We start from the raw sequence: 22,439 nt of genomic DNA on the forward strand, positions 1-22,439 counted from the left end.
ATTTGACAAAGAAAGAGTGGCCAAAACATGCTAACATTCGAACAAAAACAGCAAATCATTGAGACATTCCCTGAACTGACGCGGAAAGAAGTGTCGATGAAGCGGCTCAATTACCATTATGAAGATAGTCTTTATGAAAAAACAGTCGTCGTACAGCATCTTCATCCGAACGGCAATGGATTTGTGTACGTAGAAGGGGTCCCAGGGTACGAGACAGATGACCGCGGGCTCGTCAATATCCGTGAAGCAACGGAAGAAGAATTGAAAAAAACAATCCGCGACGCCATCCATGCACTGTCAACCGAAGAGGCGGAGGAAGAAGAGTCGATTGAAGAAGTGTGGGAAAACGAGGAAGGTCAGAAGCTGACGTTACTTGGGGAAGAAGGCTTTTTCAATATTTACCATGGTACCAATCTGGAAGAGGGCTTTGGCGATTATCAGGAAGCCGTCGACTATTTGAAAGAGGAGAAATTCAAGCTTAGCAAGGGGTGACGCCAAATGAAGGGAAGAACGCTCGTCATCGGGCTCGTCGTCTTTGTCCTTGCAATCGTTGCAATCATCTATTTTGCGATGACAGCAGAGTTTGATAAAGAACGGCAGGAAGGCCCACAAGTTGAGATTATTGATGAAAAATAAAAGCTGCCTGGACGAACGGAAAAATTCGTTGTCCAGGCAGTTTTTCTATTGTCATGGAGTTAATGCCAATTCCCAGCTTTGTATTCACCTTTCCTAAATGGCATCCACCAGTTCCACTTGCCAAATAATTTCATTAAACTTGGAACAAGCAGCGAGCGGATGATCGTTGCATCAATTGCGACCGCAATCGCGATGCCGACGCCAATCTGCTTCACCGGCATGACGTCTGTGAACGCGAATGCACCCGTCAATACAATCATGATCAATGCAGCGGATGTAATGATCTTACTTGTCGTCGCAAGCCCTTCGACCGTCGAATGATCGTTATCGAACGTCTTCGCGTATTCCTCTTGCATTCGCGAAATGAGGAACACTTCATAGTCCATGCTCAAGCCGAAGACGAGACTGAAGACGAGGATCGGAATGATGAGCGCAATTGTTCCGGGATGCATTCCGAAATGGCCGTATTGGAAAATATAGACGAGGATCCCGAACGTTGCGGAGAGCCCGACGATGTTCATCAAAATTGCCTTCAACGGAATAAGCACCGAGCGGAACGCAATCATGAGAATGATGAACGTCGACACTAGGATAATCGTTAGCACAGACACGATATTGCCGAAAATCTCATCAAAGATTTCCTGATTGAACTTCGGTTGACCACCCACCAACAGATTCCATTCCGATTGCTCCGACCAATCTCGCGCCCATTGCTGCGCTTCGTCGGACGTGCCTTTCGCCTGAAGCGTAACAGGAATCAATAATTGATTATCCTTAACGAATGAATCAAGAAGCGGTTCAAGCTGGGCTTTCATTTCAGGTACTTGCATCGCTTGCTCCCATTCTTCAGGAGAACCAACTCCGCTAGCAGTGAAAATTGTAGTAAGTTCGTCGACCAATGGATCATCTGCCAAATCGCCTTCCAATGCTTTCATTGCATCCAAGCCATCCACGTCAGACCAACCGCCATCCCGTTCCGCGATCAAGTACACATTCGACCGCTTGCCAAGCCCAAACGTGTCATCCATCAATTCGTACGAAGCCCGCGTATCATATGAAGCCGGCAATGAATCGATCTGTGGAATCGTCAAATCCATATTTTTCACTGGAATTATTGCTATGCCTAATAAAATAAGCGCCACAATTGTAATAAGAATGGGGCGTTTAATAACGGCATTGGCGAACTGCCTCCATCGGTCAGAGCCGTTTTCCTTCACCTTCAACACGCGGCCTTTATTCAAACGGTCGCCGAGCATTATTAAAATCGCTGGAAGCAACGTAACTGAACTGAGCACTGCCATACCGACGACAATCATTCCGCCGAGCGCAATGTTTTGGAAGATCTCAACTTTAATAATGAACATAGCACCGAGACCGATGAACACACAAAAGGCCGAGAAAATGACAGAGCGGCCCGCCGTGCGGATCGTTGTCGCAACAGCCTCCAGCACATCGCTCTTCAATCGCTCCTCCCGATATCGGCTAATGAACAGAAGTGAAAAGTCGATGCTCAAAGCGAGCCCAAGCATCGGAACGATATTCAATACAAAAATAGCCAACTCCATCTGTCCGCCAACTAAAGCTAACACGCCGAACGTCGATACGACTGTCGCAACGCCGACGATCAACGGAACCATCGAAGCCATGAGTGAACCGAATGCAAAAAGAAGTACGATGATTGCGATTGGCAAGCCGATCGCCTCCGCCTTCATCAAATCGCGTTGGCTCGCGCTATTGATGTCTTTCGTAATGGCAGATTGGCCTGTTAGGACAATGCCTTTCTCTTCACCGATCGCTTTCCGGATATCTGTAACGACTTTGGACATATCCTTGCCGTTCTTTTCAAAGTGAAGCAATGCATAGGAGACATCCTTCGTATATTGCTCTTCGTTATCCAAAGGAGAAACAACTTCGGAAGCAAGATTCAACTTCTCAATTTCAGTCAAAGTGGACGCAATCGTTGCATCATTTACTTTATCGAAAACGACAAACATCGTTTCTGCTGGTAAATCGAATTTCTCAGAAGCGATTTTCATCACTTGTTCATGTTCTCCATCCATCCTGAAGCCGTCACCCGCGAGCAGCCCAGGCAAGCGGATTGCAAAAATGGCCATGGCAATGAAAAGTGCAATCCAGGCTATCATGATCGTTTTATAATACTTCGTAACAAAAAGCGCAAGTGTGCGCATACCATCGTCCTCCCCAATCGTTCTATCTGTTCCCTTATCATAACGAAATTGGATGGGAATGTCTTTTTTGAAGGAATAGTTTAGGAGAATCGCGTCTAAAGCAAGAAGCTGCGCATCCAAAGAGGAAGGTTCCGCGTCCAAAGCACATGCACCATCCAGGAATAAACACGAAAAAAACCACTCCCCGAAGGAAGTGGTTTTGAAGGGTTAATTCAAATTAGTTTTTTTCAACGTTAGTTGCTTGAAGTCCGCGTTGACCTTGTTCGATTTCGAAAGTCACGTCTTGGCCTTCTTCAAGAGTTTTGAAGCCATCACCTTGGATAGCTGAGAAGTGTACGAATACATCGTCGCCATCTTCACGTTCGATGAAGCCATAACCTTTTTCTGCGTTAAACCATTTCACTTTACCTTGTTCCATGTTTGTTTCCTCCTTGTATGCAAAGCATACATTGTGTTACTATCCTTGCTCAAGTCTTGAAGCGGTCAAGCGTTAAATCGTGACCATCGCGCCGAACAAAAATAATTCTCCTTTATCATACCAGAGGCCATTTGGCAATGCAAGTGAAAAGTTTTGTATTAGAATAATAAATTCAAAATTTGGTACACAATGGCGGCTAGAGCGGCAGAAATGGGCATTGTAATCACCCAAGTGAGGACAATTTTTTTCGCAACTCCCCATTTGACGCCTTTAACACGTTGCGCCGAGCCGACTCCCATGATTGCGGATGAGATGACATGCGTCGTGCTGACAGGCAAATGGATGAGCGTCGCACCGAAAATAATCATGGCGGAGCTCAAATCGGCTGCTGCTCCATTCACTGGACGGATTTTCATGATCTTTCCACCGACAGTCTTAATGATTTTATATCCGCCGATGGATGTCCCAAGCCCCATTGCAGTGGCAGCAGCAATCCGAACCCAAAGCTGGATATCGTCGCCTGTCTGCAATTGTGCGGCAATCAATGCCATTGTAATGATCCCCATTGCTTTCTGGGCATCGTTCGTTCCGTGTGTGAATGCTTGTAGCGCCGCGGTACCAATCTGCAAATAACGGATCCGTTTATTCGCCTTGAACAAATTCCGGTTCTTCAATAAAACCTTAAAAAGCGTCATCATGAGGAACCCGGCCGCAATTGCGATGAACGGGGAAATGAGCAGTGCTTGCATGATTTTGACAAACCCACCGTAATTCAAAACCCCGAACCCTGCCGCTGAAATGGCGGCACCTGCGATCGAACCGATCAACGCATGCGATGAACTCGAAGGAATCCCGTAATACCAAGTGATTAAATTCCACGCAATCGCTGCAGTAAGTGCAGCCAATATGACAAGTGATCCTTTTTCCAACATGAAAGGATCGACAATATCTTTGGAAATGGTCTTGGCGACGCCTGTAAACGTCAATGCACCGATGAAATTCATAATTGCAGCCATATAGATGGCTGTCCGCGGTTTCAATGCGCGTGTCGATACTGAAGTCGCAATGGCATTTGCCGTATCGTGGAAGCCATTTATGAAATCGAATGCGAGCGCAAAAACTACAATAGCTATCGTGAGAAACAATATCATGTCCATAAAAGCTGCCCCTTACGCGTTTCGCATGATGATTGTTTCAAGTGTGTTCGCAACGTCTTGGCAATGATCCGCAATGTCTTCCAGCAACTCATAAATATCCTTGAATTGAATGATACGGATCGGATCCTTTTCACGGATAAACAGCTGCTTGATCGATGTGCGAAGGACTTCATCGCAAATACGCTCATATTCTTTGATCAAAACAGCGTGATCCCGCATCTGGACAAGTTTCTTCTTCGCAAGCAATTCCATCGCCTTGACGATTTCATCGGAGCTTTTCACGATATTATCCATGAACTTCTGGACATATTCATCGATTTCCGTCAGCGAGAACATTTCAAGATTCGCCGCGAAATGTTCGATTCCGTCGAGGATATCGTCCATCTTGATTGCCAATTGTAAAATATCTTCCCGTTCAATCGGTGTCATGAAAGAAATGTTGAGCTTTGAGATAAGGTCGTGAATCAAATCATCCCCTTCAGTCTCATATTCTTTCAACTTAATGCTTACTTCTTTTAAATCTGCAACCGACGTCACTTTAAAGTCATTCGCATAGTGCATCGCTTCTTGAACATGCTCAGCAATCTCCAAAAGAGCTGCGAAAAAAGGATCGGTTTTACGTGGACTGAACATTTTTAAGCCTCCATCCGTTTCCGGAATCAATTTTTAGTAGTCTTATCATAGCAAAAAACTATAAAAATAAGTACAGATATACGGGCTGATTTCTTTTTTAGTGGCGAATAGGTTGAATTCAGATGTTGAAAAAATCGAAATTTATTTCCAGGAATCTTGAAACTTTATTATCGGTCGACCGTATGTATAGTAGAATTCAAATAGGAGAAGGCGAGGTGAGAGGATGGAAGTGTTTGGAATGCCGGTCATCCATGTCTATTTGACCGTGCTCATAATCGCAGGATTAGCGACCGTGCTGTACATTCTATTCAGTGACATTGCAGAAGGGATTGGCGATGCGAGTCCGATTTTGGATCCCGCAGTCATTCTTGCATTCATTTCATTTACATCAGCAGTCGGTTATATTTTGGAGTTGACGACAGAATGGAATCATTTGCTGATCTTGATCATTGCGCTTGGGGCAGCGACCGCATTAGACTTCCTTCTATATTTCTTCGTGCTCCTTCCTTTGAAATCCGCGGAAGTATCGCTTGCTTATACCGATGAATCACTTACGGGCCAAGTCGGCAAAGTCATCGTTCCGGTACCTGTTGACGGCTTTGGCGAAATCATTATCGAAACGGTGAATGGCATCATTTCGAAAAGGGCTGCGGGGTATGAAAACAAAGCGATCGACTACGGAAAAGAAGTGTTGGTCATCGAAGTGAAGGAAGGGACGTTCATCGTAAAGGAATATGAGCCTTTCCGCTTCAAATGATCAAATCAAAACCAATTAATTAAGGGGGAAACAGAATGCCAGGAATTTCAGGAATGTTTATTGTTATCGGGATTGTCGTGTTCATTTTGCTCGCTGTCATCCTTGTGTACATTTCAAAGTACAAGACAGTCGGACCGGATGAAGCGCTGATCGTCACGGGTAGTTATTTAGGATCGAAAAACGTACATACGGATGACTCGGGCAACCGGATCAAAATCATCCGTGGTGGGGGAGCATTCGTCTTCCCTGTGTTCCAACAAGCGGAACCGCTCAGCTTGCTCTCAAGCAAACTGGAAGTGACGACGCCTGAAGTGTATACAGAACAAGGGGTTCCCGTCATGGCGGACGGAACAGCAATCATTAAGATCGGTGGATCGATTACTGAAATCGCGACGGCAGCGGAGCAGTTTTTAGGAAAAGCGAAAGCCGACCGAGAAAATGAAGCGAAGGAAGTCCTTGAGGGACATTTACGTTCCATTCTAGGATCCATGACAGTCGAAGAGATTTATAAGAATCGTGATAAGTTCTCCCAGGAAGTGCAACGTGTCGCTTCACAGGATTTGGCTAAAATGGGGCTTGTCATCGTTTCCTTTACGATCAAAGATGTACGCGATAAAAACGGCTACTTGGATTCACTCGGTAAACCGCGTATCGCCCAAGTGAAACGCGATGCGGACATTGCAACGGTCGAAGCGGAAAAAGAGACGCGCATCAAGAACGCAGAAGCATCGAAGGAAGCGCAAAAAGCTGAAATCGAACGTGCTACGGAAATTGCTGAAGCGGAGAAAGAAAATCAGTTGAAGGTCGCTGACTACCGCCGCGAGCAAGATATCGCGAAAGCGCGCGCCGACCAAGCGTATGAGCTTGAATCCGCACGTGCAAAGCAGGAAGTTACGGAGCAGGAGATGCAAGTCAAAATCATCGAGCGTCAAAAGCAGATCGAGTTGGAAGAGAAAGAGATTCTGCGCCGTGAAAAGCAATATGATTCCGAAGTTAAGAAAAAGGCCGACGCAGACCGTTACGCAATCGAGCAAAACGCTGCTGCAGATAAGTCTCGTCAAATGGCAGAAGCGGAGGCAGAGAAGTACCGCATCGAAGCGCGTGCATCTGCGGAAGCTGAAAAAATCCGCCTAGATGGATTGGCAAAAGCCGACGCTCAGCGTGCGCAAGGTGAATCCGAAGCTGACGTCATCCGCCTGAAAGGTCTCGCAGAAGCAGAAGCAAAACGCAAAATCGCGGAAGCGTTCGAACAATACGGCCAGGCAGCTGTGCTTGACATGATCGTTAAGATGATTCCAGAATACGCGAAGCAAATTGCAAGCCCGCTTTCGAACATCGATAAAATCACTGTTGTTGACACAGGCAGTGGTGAAGGCGGCGGTGCCAATAAAGTGACATCATACGCAACGAACCTGATGTCCACTCTGCAAGAAACATTGAAAGCCTCTTCAGGCATCGATGTAAAAGAAATGATGGAAAGCTACGTTGGTAAAAACAATCTTCGTCCTAGCATCGACAACCTGGCGGAAGAACTTCGTACGAAGCCGACACCAGTCAAACCGAAACCTGTTGATGAGGAATAAGCTTTGCTTGAACACCCGTACCACATTCGTGGTACGGGTGTTTTTTTAATTGTCAAAGGCCCCGTCCAAAGTGATGCCATCCGCGTCCAAAGCAAGCTGCTCCGCGTCCGAAGTCCACCCACATCTTAAGAATTTCTTCATTTTTCTCCTCACTCCCCCTTAAGATTCTTCCCCTACAATGAGAAACAGTTACTACGTTGGAGGGGAAATCATGATTCAGGTTCAAGAATTAACACATTCATTCAAAATCGGCAAGAAAGGCAAGGAGCGGCAAGTGCCCGTACTTAAAGGGCTGTCCTTCGCAATTAATGAGGGAGAGATCGTTTCGATTGTCGGACGAAGCGGGTCAGGGAAGTCGACGCTTCTTCATATATTGGCGGGATTCCTTAAACCGGATGCCGGCATCATTCAAATCGGTGACGTCCGGACATCCGCTTTCAGTGAAGCAGAGAGCGCGAAGTTTCGTCTTGACCATTTCGGCTTCATCTTTCAAAATTTCCAGCTTATGCCTGGTCTCACGGCATTCGAAAATGTGGAGCTGCCGCTCAAACTCGCTGGCGTGGCCAAAAAGGACCGTCGGGAAAAAGTTCAACAGCTTCTTCAGCTCGTCAGCCTGGCAGAGGTGCAAGACCATTATCCAAATGAATTATCGGGAGGTCAGCAGCAGCGGGTGAGCATCGCGCGTGCGCTCATCACCGATCCGCCGATCATCTTTGCGGATGAGCCAACTGGGAGCCTTGACTCAGAGACCGAGCAAGACATCCTGCTGCTCATCCAATCGCTCAACAAAACCCGCGGCATCACATTCATCATCATCACACATGACGACACAGTGGCGGAAACCGCGGATCGTGTTTATAAGATGCACGACGGTGAATTAACGGAAGGGGGTGTCGGACATGCAATTTAACGATCAAATCGATTTCGTCCGACAACATATTAAAAAGAACAAACTGCGCGTCTTCATGACAATCCTCGCTGCAACGATGGGGACAGCATTTTTAATCGTGCTTGCTTCCGTTGGATTCGGCATCCACGATACGTTACGGAATGAAATACTTGATAACCGGTTGGTGAACGAGATTGAAGTGTACTCAAGTGAAATGGGCCAAGCCAAAGTGGAGGAACTGAAAAAACGTGAACATGTGAAAGCGGTCGTCTTCCGCCAATCTGTGAGCATCAATCAGCAATCTGAACTGGATGGATTCATCGGCAGCCATAATATGACGGTTACCGAATTCCAAGAGGAAGCGAAAGTGGGCTTCGCCTTACAAGAAGGACGCTTGCCGGAAAATGAATATGAAGTTGTTGTCGGCAGCCACTTTGCAGAAAATCTGATCGAACCGAATACAGTCGAGGAAGCGGAGCCTTCAACATATAAAGGATCTTTAATCGGCAAACAGTTTACATACAAAATGGGATTGTATGAAGAAAAGGAACTGTTTCCGGAAGAAACAACATTGACCATTGTCGGCGTCGCGAAAGAGCCGGCGAAGGATTGGATCATGGATTTCAATATATATGCGGATGCAGCCATCATGCCTGACTTGGACCGAATTTTCACTAGCCACGTTGATGATGAGAACAGCGAATTATTCTACGGAAACGTTAATGTGTATGCAGATAATCTGGAGAACGTCACAGCTGTCAGCAACGCGCTCAAAGACGAAGGGTATTCCGTTTACTCGATTGCTGATCAGCTCGAACAGCTCGACGTCTTCTTCCTCGCATTCAAAGCTGGCCTCGTCTTCGTCGGCACGATTGCAATCTTAATTGCCTCCATCGGAATCTTTAACACGATGACAATGGCCGTCACGGAACGGACGCGGGAAATCGGCGTCATGAAAGCGATCGGGGCAAGCCCGAAACTGATCCAAAGACTGTTCCTCATGGAAAGTGCTTGGATCGGTATAGTAGGAACAATCATCGCAGTCATCATCTCTTACGGCGTCAGTTTCCTTGCCAATATGGTATTGCCGATCATCGTTTCAGCTGCACTCGGGGAAGAGGAGATTGCAAGCTTGGATATCACGTTTTCCATCATTCCTTGGCAGCTTGTCATCATCGCATCCGCAATAAGCATTACAGTTGCCATGATCTCTGGCTGGCGCCCGGCTCGTAAAGCAACAAAAATTGACGTCATTCAAGCGCTGAGGCAAGAAATATAAAAGAAAGTATATTCTATTTATTCAAAAATAACTATGGAAGTTCCCGGCTTTGTCCGTTATAATGGAGGAAACATGCGGAGAAAGTCGAAACCTGCCTGACGGAGGATGCCTATGGGAACCACTCGAAACGACACACCCCGACAAGTAGATGTCCTGTCCCCCGTATTACGGTTGACGTCAGGACAAATCACGTATTTGGGGCGATGGAATAACGTTGCGGAAGCCCTTTTTTCATTGAATGAAGGAGGCTCATTCTGCGCCCAATATAACCCTGAGAACACAATTGTCGAAACGTACACGCTGCTGGATGGTCAAGTCGATATTGAATACCGTGGAACGCGCACAAAAATGCATATCGGAGAAACGCTGGACGCTTCCTGTTACGACAAGGTCGTCACGTTTTACGGAACATCCGACGCGGAAATCCTTATGAAAATGGATGCGGACTTCTATGAACAATTATTTTATGAAACCCAAACTTTGCAAACCGAAATTGATGCAGTCGCGCTTGTGGACGGCTATACGTATCACCATTGCGACAGGATCAGGCAATATGCCATTGAAGTATGGAAGCGGATGGACCAACCGAAATGCAGACTGAAATTGTTGCGATGGGGTGCTCACTTCCATGATATCGGTAAACTCGCAATCCCCCTCGAAATCTTAAATAAGCCTGGAATTCTTACGCCGGAAGAGTGGGAAATTATGAAATTACATTCCCAAGCCGGGGCTAACATTATGCGCGCCCATCCAGTGGAGTGGCTGAAAGATGCCGCATTCATCGTTGAACAGCATCACGAGCGTTACGACGGCAAAGGGTACCCTTATGGATTGAAAGGGGACGAAATATCCCTGGAAGCCGCCATCGTCTCCGTCGTCGATGCCTATGACGCAATGACAACGGAACGCGTCTACAAAAAAGCGGTGACAGCAGAAGAGGCGTTCGAGGAACTGAGAAGAGGCAAAGGAACACAATTCCATCCCGATGTAGTGGATAGTTTCATAGAAATATACCAGGAAAAAAATCAGCCTGATTCTTAAAGACTCGGATAACCGGGTCTTTTCATTTTATTTCAACTCTAAAAAGGTGCATGATAGAAAGAGGAGTTTGAATAATCTATTGAAAGGCGGAGGGAAAATGGAATATCGTATCGAGCATGACACGTTTGGAGAAATCAAAGTGCCAGCGGATAAGTTGTGGGGCGCGCAGACACAGCGGAGCAAGCAGAACTTTAAAATCGGTGGAGAACGGATTCCGATCGGCGTCATCCGTGCGTTCGCCCATTTGAAAAAATCGGCTGCGATTGCGAGCAACTCATTTGGCAATCTATCGGAAGTGAAAATGAAAGCAATCGTGGCGGCTGCTGAAGAGGTGATTGAAGGCAAATGGGACGACCATTTCCCGCTTGTCGTTTGGCAAACCGGCAGTGGAACGCAATCAAACATGAATATGAACGAAGTACTCGCAAACCGGGGCAACCAGCTGTTGGAGGAGTGGGGCGAGGACGAGCGCCTTCATCCGAACGATGATGTGAATAAATCGCAAAGCTCCAACGACACATTCCCGACTGCACTGCACGTCGCGGGCGTGATTGCAGTGGAGCGTGAATTGCTGCCATCCCTACAAGTCTTGAAAGAAACATTCGGCAAGAAATCCGAAGAGTTCATGGATATTATCAAGATCGGCCGTACACATCTGCAAGACGCAACACCTCTTACACTGGGCCAAGAAATCAGCGGCTGGCATCGCATGCTTGAAAAGACGGAAAAAATGCTGAACGAAAGCGTCCAATCCATGAAGGAACTTGCCATCGGCGGAACTGCTGTCGGTACAGGACTGAATGCACCGAAAGGATTCGGTGAAAAAGTCGCTGAAGAAATTTCGAAATCAGTCGGTATCGCATTCACTTCTGCTGACAATAAATTTCACGCTCTCACAAGCTATGACGAAGTCGTCTATACGCATGGTGCGATAAAAGCCCTTGCAGCAGATTTGATGAAAATCGCGAACGATGTTAGGTGGTTAGCGAGCGGCCCGCGTTCAGGTATCGGCGAAATCACGATTCCCGAAAATGAACCGGGCAGCTCCATCATGCCGGGCAAAGTCAATCCGACGCAAAGTGAAGCTCTCACAATGGTCGTTGCTCAAGTGATGGGGAATGACGCAGCAATCGGATTTTCAGCAAGCCAAGGAAACTTTGAACTGAACGTCTTCAAGCCGGTCATCATCTACAACTTCCTGCAATCTGCAAAGCTTCTCGCAGACGGCATGCGCAGCTTCAATGACAACTGTGCTGTCGGCATCGAACCGAACCGGGAAGAGATTGATAGCAAAGTGAAAAACTCGCTCATGCTTGTAACTGCTCTTAATCCGTATATCGGTTATGAAAACGCTGCGAAAATCGCGAAAACGGCTCATAAAGAAGGCACGACGTTGAAGGAAGCTGCATTGAAAACGGGTTTATTAACAGCGGAGCAATTCGATGAATATGTTGATCCGTCCAAGATGATCGGCCGTTAAAATGTACGAAGAAAATTGCCCCTACTGTAATCTGGCAGCGGATCCAGAACAGCAAATCATTTTTGAGACAGAAACATGCGCCTATATCCTAAAGCCTTCCGAGCAAAAAGTGTTGGAAGGCAGTGGCTTAATCGTACCGAAACGGCATGTGGAAAATGTGTTTTCATTGACGCCTGAAGAGTGGCGGGATACGCAGGAGCTCTTGCTGAAAGCGAAGGCATACTTGGAAGAACGTTATGACCACGAAGGCTATACGATTGGATGGAATACGGATGTAGTGGGTGGGCAGACGATTCCGCACGCCCATCTACATGTCATTCCACGGTTTTCAGATGAGCCGTTAGCTGGCAAAGGCATCCGTTATTGGATCAAGCAGAAAGAGAATAAACGAGGCGCAATGTCCACAAAGTTGTAACCCTACTCCTTACCATTATCCGATATGATGGAAGGACAATGACGTAGCAAAGGAGTAGACATGAATGAAGAAACTAATGCCTATCATGCTTATACTGATCCTTATCCTTTCCGCTTGCGGTGAGAAGGCGCAAAAACACTCGGAAGACGAACATTTGGAAGTGGGCCATGAAAAACATTTGCCGAATGGGGACTTGCAGGAAGTAACTGAATCAGCCTCAGTCTTGCCGAAGTTTTTGGATGACAAGCCCGAGGATATGCGACTTGTCTATCAAGTTGCAGCATCCGCCTCTGATGTGCTTACCTATATGCCCTGCTATTGCGGCTGCGGTGAAAGTGCCGGGCATGGCCACAACTTGAACTGCTTCGTCGATGAAATCCGCGAAGACGGTTCTGTCGTCTGGGACGACCATGGAACACGCTGTCTCGTATGCTTGGAGATTGCGGTTAAATCGGTACAAATGAAACAAGAAGGCAAGTCGATGAAAGAAATCCGTGAATTCATCGATGAAACATACAAAGAAGGCTATGCAGAACCGACAGACACGCCGATGCCTGCATAATCACAACGCTCCATCCGACCAGGATGGAGCGTTTTTTACAATACGCGCATAAACTCTAGAAAAGACGCATAAATTGCTTCAAAGGCTCATAAGTCATAAAAGATGCGCATATATCACGAAAATGCCTCATAAATGCTTATATATACGCATAAATCTGTTCAAAAGCGCATAAACATCTTTATTACAAATATAACCAACAATTTATTTTTCTGAATATGTTTTTACCACTTTAAATTTTCTTCAAAACGTCGTATGCTGTGGGAGAGAATTGAATGCTCCTATTTCGTTCTACATGAGGAGAGATATAATGGTTTTTGAGGGGAATAATAAAATCCGCAGAAAAATCTATCAAACCATCGATGGGATGACTGATGAAGAGTTCAACGGTACTCCGTCAACAGGCGGCTGGTCTCCAAAGCAAATCTTGGAGCATCTTGCATTGATGGAAACATATATAGCTTCAAAAATAGCAGGAGAATTGAAGAATCCGAAGAGTCCCAAAGCCTCAAAGAAAATGATCGTTCTTTCTGGAAGCTTGCTCGTCAAAGGAGATCTTCCTATGCAAACGCAACCGACAAATACGTATAAAACGATTCCGGAAATAAAAGAGGAGCTTCATAACTCGAGAATTTATTTGCTCGATGTCTATGATTGCAGTTGCAAGGATCAATTGCGTGAGAAGTCATTCAAGCACCCGAATATCGGTTTGATGCCTTTGGAACAATGGTTTCCGGTTGTCGGCTTGTACGAAAAATGCCATTTAAAGCAATTGAAGAAGACGATTGATGAACTACGAATAAACGGCTTCTCCTTAGAAGCGGCCGAATAATGAAAGTCCCCGACACAATATTGTTCGGGGACTTCTTTTTCATTGAATATATACATCACTCACCAACAGATCCCTCACAACTTCGGTTGGGATTTCAAATGTCACAACACCCATATAACCGGGAGCAACTTCATATTTATCAAACGAAATCACAAGCTTTTGATCATTTGTTATATAGAAGTTTTGGTCAGGCTTGATCGTCGTAAAGCCTTCACCATATTCATTGTCGGTAAAATAAGAGATCATTTCATCCGCCGCCATCTGCCGTTCCATCTCATCTGCGATATAGGTGTTAATCGCCGCGATATACGAATCATCTTTGAAAAGGCTAGGTAACGTTATCAATACATTATCGACTTTATCAATTGTATCGTATTGCATTGTTGTCGATGAAGAAGCGACTGTATTCACTTGATAGCGCATGATCGAAAGGATCCGGTCATTATCCGTCATCACTTCATAGCCTGCATCTACACCGAGATGTCCGCCGCCTAGTTCCTTCAGTTCGGCAATCTCCTTCTCGAATTGCTCAAATAGCTCCTTGTTCTCTTTCACATACTTTTCATTCAAAGCTGCCTGTAATTCTTCGTTCTCCAATCCAGTTATGATAGGTGTGTAGACATCTGCCTGATAAGTACCTTCATCGACTTTCAATTGTTGTACAGTGAACACTTCAACAATTGAACCTAAAAGAGGTACATTCACCATTGATTTAGCGAAAGCTGGACTAACATTAATGCTGCCAATGAAAAGTGCCGCGGCTGCCACAGCTCCAATTATGATATTCCTAGAAACAGGGCGTTTCTTTCTTTGTTTCATTTTCGCTTCATGAATGGAAGCTCTCACAACTCGATCCAACTCTTCGGGAATCTCGATGTTCTCATAATCATTCTTCAACTTATCCATTTTACTCATACGTTTGCTCCTCTCCCATCTCAACACGCAATTTCCGCAAAGCTGTATACAGCCTTGTCTTCACCGTATTGAGGTTATCTCCAGTTATTTCGGCAATTTCATCGAGTTTCAGATCCGCGAAAAATCGCAGGATGATAATCGTTTTATAAGTCGGTGGAAGCTGATCGACCGCATCCTGTAAATCTAAATCGCTCATTTCATTTTCTGAAGTTGGTAAATGACTTTCCAAAACATCGTCTTCCATAATGGACACCCGCTGATGTTTTCGAATGAAATCAATAGAAGTATTGACGACAATCCGGTATAGCCATGTCTTCAAATAGTTCACTTCATCCAGCCGGTCAATGGATCGAAGTGCTTTGTAAATCGCTTCCTGCACAATATCAAGAGCATTCTCTTTGTTTTTCACGTAACTGAACGCGAGCCGATAATATATGTGCTGATTTTCTACAATGTATTTTTCAACCAATTCGAATTTCTCATCTCTTGTCATGACAATCGGGTCACCTTCTCTAAAAATAACGTATCGCGATCACGTCTCATTAGTATGGACGGCTGATGCAGTAAAATAGTTTTCCAAGCATATGTTATAATTTTAGCAATATAGCGTAAGGGAACGTGTTGCAAATGAACAACCAACCATTCGTCGCCTCTTGGAGTGGCGGAAAGGACTCGGCGTTGGCGTATTATCGCGCACTTCAAGCTGGCGGAGTCGCTAAACGGATTTGGACGATGTTTGAAGAGGATAAAGAACGTTCGAAATCACATGCCTTGCCATTGGAAATTATTCGGGCGCAGGCGAACAGCCTCGGTATTCCTTTGATGATCCGTGGTGCCGACTGGAACAGATACGAAGAACAATTTTTAGATGCAATGAAAGAATGCGTAGATGCGGGCATCGCTGATGGAGTTTTTGGGGATATCGACCTCGAAGATCATTTGACTTGGGTTCGAGCAGCATGTGCAAAAGTCGGAATGAATGCAGTTCACCCCCTATGGATGGAACCTCGCCGTCGATTATTGGAGGAGTTCGTGCATTCAGGTTTTGAAGCATACATTGTTGTAGTGAATACAAACATGATGCCTGCAGAATTCATCGGGCGTGAATTCACGATTGAATTGATGGATGAACTCGAGTCGCTCAGCATTGATTCGTGTGGGGAATCGGGGGAATTCCATACCGTTGTCGTCGATGGACCGATTTTCAAAAAACGTGTACCTATAGAATTCAAAGGGCAGCATGAGCGTGATGGATATGTATTCTTAGAAGTGGGGTTGGAAACAAACATGCCAACTTAGTGAGTTAGCATATTTTTGACAATTTAGTGTAAGTTGGAATTTCCCTGTTGAAATATATTTGTAATTTATTTATAATGTAAAGGTTGCTTGGAAAAAGCTCATGTATGAAAAGTATACATGCCAATTTGGCTAACATAGATAGAAACTTAACAGTAAAGGGTGTCAGGGAAAGAGAATGAATGAACGAATGACGGAATCGAAAATCGTCGCTGTAATCGAATCGGCCATCCGTGCAGTTAACATGGATGTGGAGCTCAAGCAGGAAAGCACGGGCGTCAATATGATGTATGATTTCATCAAGGATGAAGTCATTGTCGACATTGACCGTGTTAAAAAAGCTTGGCAAGAACTCCCCGAATCGATGCCACTGGAAACGTATCTTCGTGTATTGACCATCCACGAGTTGGGGCATGCAATGGATCGTAAAGCATTGCTCGACTCACTCGACCGCACAAAGGAAATCATTCTCATGAAAAAACAGGCCGCCGCTGAAAAACGTCCTACGGATCTGCAGTTGATGACGGCGCTGATTGAAGAGCATGAAGCAGACATTGCTTTCGAAGAAACCGCATGGGTAAATGCTGAAATATTGAACAGCTTTTTCGAAATCATTGATGGAGTCAGTTTTGATAAAGTGAAGGCGCATAGCCTTTCGACGTATCGAGTCGCATATGAGGCAGATTTGAAAATTTATAATGGGTTTATACACACGCAAGAGGAATTATTATCTATATAACATGAAGAAACCGCCAGTCTGAGGAATCAGGGGCGGTTTTTGCATTTTTATTGTAAGTACCCAGCTGCCTTTAACTCCCGTTCCAAAAATGGCTTCGCGTTCAGCAAATCACGGAATCCTTCGTACTTGGCGAAACCTTCAGCCGTCGGTTTTTTACCGGTCTTATACGCCCGGATCAAAATATTTTTCGGTGTATGCTCCATATCAATGAATTCAAGCAGCTGAGCGTCATATCCGACGAGTGACAGGATTTCAGCGCGGATGGAGTCGGTGGCAAGTGCCGAGAAGCGTTCTTTGATTAACCCATGTTGGAGCATCACTTCAAGAGCAGGTGATTGGACTTGCGAGAACAGTTCATGCTGACAGCAAGGGACGCTCAAAATAACTTCCGCTCCCCATTTGACAGCGCGTGCCAATGCCATATCCGTTGCAACATCGCATGCATGTAAAGTGACGACCATGTCCACGGACGTTTCCTCGTTGTAATCGTTAATATCACCGACGAGGAACTCCAACTGTTCATAGCCAAGATCCATCGCAATCAAATTGCATTCTTCAATGACTTCCTTTTTCAGATCAAGCCCCGTCACTCTGATATCCAACCCTTTTTCAATATGTAAGTAATGATAGAGGGCAAACGTCAAATAGGATTTTCCGGACCCAAAGTCCAAAATACGGACGGGACGATCTTTTGGCAAGTGAGCGAGCGCGTCATCGATGAATTCGACAAAGCGGTTGATTTGCCGGAACTTGTCGTATTTCTGCTTTTTCACCTTTCCTTCAGGAGACTGCACGCCAAGACGGACTAGAAAAGGGTAAAGAGTTTCATCGTCCAAAAGATAGTTCTTTTTCCGGTTATGCGACAAGTCGACTTTTTTCGTCACTGCCGCCTTTTCACCTTTCCAGGAAACTTTGAATTTTTTCGTCAGCTGGATATGGACTTTCTCATCCGTGAATTCCGCATGCATCTGCTTGAATTGCTCCAAAAGTTGATGGAGGGTTGTCTGGATGTCTGAGATTTTTATATTTTCATGTTTTAAAATTCGTTCGTAGTGATATTCAAATTGAATATGGACTTCTTTTTTAATTTCCACCGGCTTTAGTTTCACTTTCTGCAAGCCGGTCGATTTGTAACGGGGCTGACTGATCGTTCCTTGGATGAATGATCCTTCCTGAATTCGGCGGACGATTTCATTGACTAGTTCTTCAAATTGCATAATGATGGACCTCTTTTCGGGCGAGTATGTATGTATAAGAATATCAAAAGGGATTAGCGTTTGCTAATCCCGTGAAGTGAACTGCCGTTTATGCGTGGATAAACCGATTTATGCGCGAGTTAACGAATTTGTGAGCTTTTACCAGGATTTATGCGTTGTTTATCGCGTTTATGCGTATTTGGTGCGATTTATGCGTGAATAAATAGATTTAAGAGCTTTTGGAACACTTTATGCGTAATTACGCGTTCAAGTTTTATTTAAATGTGAATCCGCGCTTCGCCAAGAATTCTTTCATATACGTCCGTCTAGGTTCGGCGAGGAAGTCGGCCATTTGCACAGACCATGCCGTATCCTTTTGGTTCGACCCGCGATTGAGGTAATAGTCGTGCATTGTTTGATCATAGGCAGGCAGAATCTCGGCATACTTGTCCGTATCATAGCTGTTCTCATGGATAATCGCTTCGATCGGCAATCTCGGTTTCACTTCGTTCGCTTCGTCAGGAACGCCGATGGACATGGCGAACATTGGCGCGACGCCATCCGGGAGTCCTAGTAGCTCGCTTATTTCCTCAGGGGCATTGCGAATGCCCCCGATATAGCAAATGCCATATCCTTTTGATTCTGCAGCGATGGCTACGTTTTGGGCGAAGAGTGCTACATCGATGGAGCCGACGAGCACGTTTTCTGCGTGGGAATAATCGATTTCCTTGCCATGCATAGCAGCGGCTTTTGCTAATCGGCAATAATCTGCACAGAAAATTAACACCGCTCCGGCGGATAGAAACTGCCTTTTATTCTTTGAAAGCTCAGCTAGCTGTTCCCGTTTTTCCTGGTCGGTGACATGGATGACGGAATAGGCTTGGACAAAATGGGAGCTTGCCGCATGTTGGCCTGCGTGGACCAGTTCCTGGACGTCTTCCTTTGAAAGAGGAATGTCCTTGTATTTTCGTACGGATGCGTGTGATGTCAATAAATCGATGATCATATCTATACCTCCAGAATATCTCGTTATTCTATATTGCGTGAATATGTTCATGTTACACTACTCATAACGCTTAGAAAAGGGGTGTCCGCATGGATTGGTTTGAAGGTATATCATTGACGACGACTTTGCTTGTCCTTATTTTAGTCGTCATTCCCATTTCGATCGCTATCTATCTTTATTTTTATGACAAACGCCAGAAGCAGCATTCTGTTCTCCGGAACTATCCGGTACTCGGACGGATGCGTTATGTGCTTGAAAAGACGGGACCGGAGCTGCGTCAGTATTTGTTCAATGCCGATCATGAAGGGAAGCCTTTCAATCGGGAAGAATATTTGCATATGGTGCTGCCGGGGAAGTATTTGAACAGTATTATCGGCTTCGGATCGAAACGTAATTTTGAAGAAGCAGGCTATTACATCCGCAATGCGCTGTTCACGAAGCAGAACGAAGAAATGCGTGTTGATAATGAAGAATTGATCCATACGATGCGCTACCGTGTCGATGAAGACAATCTCTTCTCGCGGAAGGAGCATCGGGAGGAAATTCCCGCACTGCCTTGGCTTCTGCCTGAAGAGGATGCGATTGTCATCGGGCCGAACTGCGAGCATCCTTTCTACGTCCGGAGCTTGCTTGGCCAATCCGGCATGAGTTATGGGGCACTCGGTGAAAATGCGATTACCGCTTTGTCTAAGGGAATCGGCATGGCTAAAGAAGCGTGGATGAACACAGGTGAAGGCGGATTGTCCCCGCACCACCTAGCGGGAGACGCCCATATCATCGCGCAAATTGGCTCGGGACTATTCGGTTTCCGCACGGAGGAAGGGGAGTTCAGCTGGGAGCGTCTCCGTGAAAAGGCGGAAATTGAGCAAGTAAAAGCTTTTGAAATCAAGATGGCGCAAGGCGCTAAAATGCGGGGCGGCCATGTCGAAGGGGAAAAAGTGACAGAGGAGATAGCGAAAATCCGGAATGTAGTTCCGTATACAACAATCAACAGCCCGAACCGTTTTCGTCAGTTCTCCGACTACCCGACATTGTTTGACTTCATCGAACAGATCAGGGACCGTGGCGGCAAGCCTGTCGGAATTAAAATCGTCATTGGGGGCAAGGAAGACGCAGAAGAACTTGCATCGTTCATGCATGAAACAGGCAAAGGTCCGGATTTCATCTCTTTGGATGGAGCGGAAGGTGGATCCGGAGCGACGTATCAAGATTTGGCAGACAGTGTAGGATTGCCGCTCAAATCGGCACTCATCTTATTGGATGACGCCTTGCGGAAATATGATGTGCGCGACCAAGTGAAGATCATTGCTTCCGGAAAAATCACAACTCCTGACAAAGCGGCGATTGCATTGGCGATGGGGGCTGATCTTGTCCAAATTGCCCGTGGCTTCATGATTTCGGTAGGATGCATCATGGCCGAGCGATGCCACACGAATGAGTGTCCGGCGGGTGTGGCAACGACTGATAAAAATTTACAAAGAGGGTTGGTTGTTGACGAGAAGAAATTCCGAGTCACGAATTATATATTGACGATGCGTGAAGGGTTGTTTCGGATCGCAGCTGCCGCTGGGATTGATTCTCCGACAAAGTTCGAGCGCAATCACGTTGTTTACAAGGATGAAAGAGGACGTGTTTTCCCTGTTGAATAAAGATATTAAGCCGTTCTGCCTATCTGGTGGAACGGCTTTTTTTGAAGTAAAATACCTAAGACACCTTCTGAATTTTGTGATAATATGTAAATAACTAAAGTTTTATAGAAAGGGGTTAGATGGATGTCTTTGTTGAGGAAAACGGTTGGCGAGGTCGTAAGGGATTGGGCGAAAGCGTTGCCGGAGCAAGAGGCCTATGTGTATCCGGAGCATGGGATCAGAAGAACATATGATGAGTTTAATAGAGAGACAGATGAGCTCGCGAAGGCATTCATCGGGATGGGGATCGAGCGTGGGGAGCATATCGCCATTTGGTCCGATAACAAGCCGCAATGGTTGCTAAGTCAGTTTGCCACTGGAAAGATGGGGGCTGTCCTCGTTACGGTGAATACGAACTATCAGGCGAACGAGCTCGAATATTTGCTGAAGCAATCGGATGCGACAACGTTGATTTTGGCTGAAGGATACAAAGGGACGTGTTATATCGACATTATCCGTTCCGTTTGTCCTGAACTGCTGGATAGCGAAGGCGGTATCGTAACCAGTGTCAAGCTTCCTAAACTTAAAAGAATCATACTCATGTCGGATCGCGAGGAATCCGGTATTTATAAATGGTCGGAATTCCTTGCTCATGCGCAAGGAATCACAGATGAAGAATTAGAAGAGCGGGAAAAGACGTTGTCGCCCGACGATGTCATTAACATTCAATATACGTCCGGCACGACAGGGTTTCCGAAAGGCGTCATGTTGACGCACCACAATATTGTTAACAATGGAAAGATCATCGGGGATTTCATGAAGTTGACGGAGAAAGATCGCCTCTGCATTCCAGTACCTTTCTTCCATTGTTTCGGAGCGGTTTTGAGCAATTTGGCTGCGGTTACCCATGGTTCGACAATGGTCATCCTCGAGCAGTTCGACCCTCTTCGTGTGTTGGAAGCAGTTCAGGAGGAAAAATGTACGGCACTTAACGGAGTGCCGACAATGTTTATATCGGAATTGAACCATCCTGAATTCAAGAATTTCGACACGTCGACATTACGAACGGGCATCATGGCGGGCTCAACTTGCCCAATTGAAGTGATGAAGAAAGTGATTCACGACATGGGAGCGGATGAAATTACGATTTGTTACGGACAGACAGAAGCTTCGCCGGTCATTACACAGACACAAACCGACGATCCAATCGAAAAACGCGTATCCACTGTCGGCAAGCCGCATCCGTTTGTCGAAGTGAAAATTATTGATCCGGTTACAGGTGACGAGATGCCGGTCGGTAGTCCCGGTGAACTGTGCACTCGCGGTTATCATGTTATGAAAGGCTATTATAATAATGAAGAAGCGACGCGCGAGGCGATCGATGAGGATGGCTGGCTCCGTACAGGAGATATCGCTGTCATGGATGAGGCTGGTTACATTGACATTACAGGACGAATAAAAGACGTTATTATCCGCGGTGGAGAAAACATCTATCCGCGTGAAGTGGAAGAGTTCCTTTATAGGCATCCAGGTATTTCTGACGTTCAAATTGTCGGGGTGCCGGACCCGAAATACGGTGAGGAATTGATGGCGTGGATCATTCCGAAAAAGGGAGCCCACATTGATGAGGAAGCTGTTCGTTTATTTTGCCAAGGCAATATTTCGCACCATAAAATTCCGAAGTACATTAAGTTCATTGATGAATATCCAATGACTGCATCGGGAAAAATCCAGAAATTCAAACTGCGTGAAATGTCGATTGACGAAGCATATAGTCACCAAACATAAAAA

General features: G+C 45.7%; 23 protein-coding genes. 15 read left to right on the plus strand and 8 right to left on the minus strand.

Translation table 11 applies throughout. The annotated features are described in order from the left end of the window. Window positions 1-27 precede the first annotated feature (27 nt). Both OC538_RS13045 and OC538_RS13050 read left to right on the plus strand, forming a co-directional pair. Entirely contained in the window at window positions 28-492 is a 465-nt protein-coding gene (locus tag OC538_RS13045; protein ID WP_262176038.1) for a hypothetical protein, read from the plus strand. 6 nt (window positions 493-498) lie between these two features. Beyond that, window positions 499-636: a hypothetical protein gene (locus tag OC538_RS13050; protein WP_251695422.1), complete on the plus strand. Its 138-nt coding sequence runs from the start codon at window positions 499-501 to the stop codon at window positions 634-636. 59 nt (window positions 637-695) lie between these two features. Here the strand turns inward: OC538_RS13050 and OC538_RS13055 are convergent, their stop codons facing one another. The 4 genes from OC538_RS13055 to OC538_RS13070 all read right to left on the minus strand — a co-directional run bounded on the left by OC538_RS13055 (window position 696) and on the right by OC538_RS13070 (window position 5,033). Continuing rightward, window positions 696-2,825 (minus strand): MMPL family transporter, encoded by a 2,130-nt coding sequence (locus OC538_RS13055; RefSeq protein WP_262176042.1) that lies wholly within the window; start codon window positions 2,823-2,825, stop codon window positions 696-698. A 217-nt stretch (window positions 2,826-3,042) separates the two neighbouring features. Next, entirely contained in the window at window positions 3,043-3,243 is a 201-nt protein-coding gene (locus OC538_RS13060) for a cold-shock protein (RefSeq protein ID WP_060205704.1), read from the minus strand. Between the two features lie 158 nt (window positions 3,244-3,401). Beyond that, window positions 3,402-4,400: an inorganic phosphate transporter gene (locus OC538_RS13065; protein WP_251695420.1), complete on the minus strand. Its 999-nt coding sequence runs from the start codon at window positions 4,398-4,400 to the stop codon at window positions 3,402-3,404. A 12-nt stretch (window positions 4,401-4,412) separates the two neighbouring features. After that, the gene (locus OC538_RS13070) at window positions 4,413-5,033 is read right to left on the minus strand and encodes a DUF47 domain-containing protein (RefSeq protein ID WP_251628042.1); all 621 of its coding nucleotides are present in this window, start codon (window positions 5,031-5,033) and stop codon (window positions 4,413-4,415) included. A gap of 223 nt (window positions 5,034-5,256) precedes the next feature. Between OC538_RS13070 and OC538_RS13075 the strand changes: the two genes are divergently transcribed. The 9 genes from OC538_RS13075 (at window position 5,257) to OC538_RS13115 (ending at window position 13,868) form a co-directional block, all read left to right on the plus strand. After that, window positions 5,257-5,790 carry a hypothetical protein gene (locus OC538_RS13075; RefSeq protein ID WP_251699529.1) on the plus strand — a complete coding sequence of 178 codons (534 nt, stop codon included), beginning with the start codon at window positions 5,257-5,259 and terminating at the stop codon, window positions 5,788-5,790. Between the two features lie 35 nt (window positions 5,791-5,825). Next, window positions 5,826-7,373, plus strand: coding sequence for a flotillin family protein (locus tag OC538_RS13080; protein WP_251699528.1), 1,548 nt, complete (start codon window positions 5,826-5,828; stop codon window positions 7,371-7,373). A 211-nt stretch (window positions 7,374-7,584) separates the two neighbouring features. After that, a complete protein-coding gene (locus OC538_RS13085) occupies window positions 7,585-8,283 on the plus strand; it encodes an ABC transporter ATP-binding protein (protein ID WP_251695414.1) in 699 nt (232 codons plus the stop codon). Next, window positions 8,273-9,541, plus strand: a complete 1,269-nt coding sequence (locus OC538_RS13090) for an ABC transporter permease (RefSeq protein ID WP_251695413.1) — start codon at window positions 8,273-8,275, stop codon at window positions 9,539-9,541. The genes OC538_RS13085 and OC538_RS13090 overlap by 11 nt, the downstream gene beginning before the upstream one ends. Window positions 9,542-9,652: 111 nt before the next feature. After that, a complete protein-coding gene (locus OC538_RS13095; RefSeq protein ID WP_251695412.1) occupies window positions 9,653-10,582 on the plus strand; it encodes an HD-GYP domain-containing protein in 930 nt (309 codons plus the stop codon). A 97-nt stretch (window positions 10,583-10,679) separates the two neighbouring features. Then, a complete protein-coding gene (gene fumC / locus OC538_RS13100) occupies window positions 10,680-12,062 on the plus strand; it encodes a class II fumarate hydratase (RefSeq protein WP_251695411.1) in 1,383 nt (460 codons plus the stop codon). Between the two features lies 1 nt (window position 12,063). Then, the gene (locus OC538_RS13105) at window positions 12,064-12,477 is read left to right on the plus strand and encodes an HIT family protein (protein WP_251695410.1); all 414 of its coding nucleotides are present in this window, start codon (window positions 12,064-12,066) and stop codon (window positions 12,475-12,477) included. A gap of 64 nt (window positions 12,478-12,541) precedes the next feature. Further along, on the plus strand, window positions 12,542-13,039 hold the full coding sequence (locus OC538_RS13110) for a PCYCGC domain-containing protein (protein WP_251695409.1): 498 nt from the start codon (window positions 12,542-12,544) through the stop codon (window positions 13,037-13,039). A gap of 307 nt (window positions 13,040-13,346) precedes the next feature. Further along, window positions 13,347-13,868: a DinB family protein gene (locus OC538_RS13115; protein ID WP_251695408.1), complete on the plus strand. Its 522-nt coding sequence runs from the start codon at window positions 13,347-13,349 to the stop codon at window positions 13,866-13,868. 39 nt (window positions 13,869-13,907) lie between these two features. On the opposite strand, the gene OC538_RS13120 is transcribed toward OC538_RS13115, so the two are convergent. Next, window positions 13,908-14,783, minus strand: coding sequence for a DUF3298 and DUF4163 domain-containing protein (locus tag OC538_RS13120; RefSeq protein ID WP_262176064.1), 876 nt, complete (start codon window positions 14,781-14,783; stop codon window positions 13,908-13,910). After that, window positions 14,776-15,276 carry an RNA polymerase sigma factor gene (locus tag OC538_RS13125; RefSeq protein ID WP_262176068.1) on the minus strand — a complete coding sequence of 167 codons (501 nt, stop codon included), beginning with the start codon at window positions 15,274-15,276 and terminating at the stop codon, window positions 14,776-14,778. Before OC538_RS13125 ends, OC538_RS13120 begins: the two co-directional genes overlap by 8 nt. A gap of 134 nt (window positions 15,277-15,410) precedes the next feature. Between OC538_RS13125 and OC538_RS13130 the strand changes: the two genes are divergently transcribed. Together OC538_RS13130 and OC538_RS13135 are read left to right on the plus strand one after the other, a co-directional pair. Beyond that, window positions 15,411-16,082 (plus strand): diphthine--ammonia ligase, encoded by a 672-nt coding sequence (locus tag OC538_RS13130; RefSeq protein WP_262176071.1) that lies wholly within the window; start codon window positions 15,411-15,413, stop codon window positions 16,080-16,082. A 175-nt stretch (window positions 16,083-16,257) separates the two neighbouring features. Beyond that, window positions 16,258-16,818, plus strand: a complete 561-nt coding sequence (locus OC538_RS13135) for an integrase (RefSeq protein ID WP_262176074.1) — start codon at window positions 16,258-16,260, stop codon at window positions 16,816-16,818. A 47-nt stretch (window positions 16,819-16,865) separates the two neighbouring features. Here the strand turns inward: OC538_RS13135 and OC538_RS13140 are convergent, their stop codons facing one another. Together OC538_RS13140 and nfsA are read right to left on the minus strand one after the other, a co-directional pair. Beyond that, window positions 16,866-18,035: a class I SAM-dependent methyltransferase gene (locus tag OC538_RS13140; protein WP_262176078.1), complete on the minus strand. Its 1,170-nt coding sequence runs from the start codon at window positions 18,033-18,035 to the stop codon at window positions 16,866-16,868. Between the two features lie 253 nt (window positions 18,036-18,288). Next, window positions 18,289-19,020 carry an oxygen-insensitive NADPH nitroreductase gene (gene nfsA, locus OC538_RS13145; protein WP_262176081.1) on the minus strand — a complete coding sequence of 244 codons (732 nt, stop codon included), beginning with the start codon at window positions 19,018-19,020 and terminating at the stop codon, window positions 18,289-18,291. An 89-nt stretch (window positions 19,021-19,109) separates the two neighbouring features. On the opposite strand from nfsA, the gene OC538_RS13150 reads away from it, so the two are divergent. Together OC538_RS13150 and OC538_RS13155 are read left to right on the plus strand one after the other, a co-directional pair. Next, a complete protein-coding gene (locus OC538_RS13150) occupies window positions 19,110-20,669 on the plus strand; it encodes an FMN-binding glutamate synthase family protein (protein WP_262176084.1) in 1,560 nt (519 codons plus the stop codon). Window positions 20,670-20,792: 123 nt separating this feature from the next. Then, window positions 20,793-22,436 carry an AMP-binding protein gene (locus OC538_RS13155; protein WP_262176087.1) on the plus strand — a complete coding sequence of 548 codons (1,644 nt, stop codon included), beginning with the start codon at window positions 20,793-20,795 and terminating at the stop codon, window positions 22,434-22,436. The last annotated feature ends 3 nt before the right edge of the window (window positions 22,437-22,439 follow it).

Source organism: Saccharococcus sp. Marseille-Q5394 (genome assembly GCF_946901335.1).
GTDB classification, from domain to species: Bacteria; Bacillota; Bacilli; order Bacillales_A; family Planococcaceae; genus Sporosarcina; species Sporosarcina luteola_C.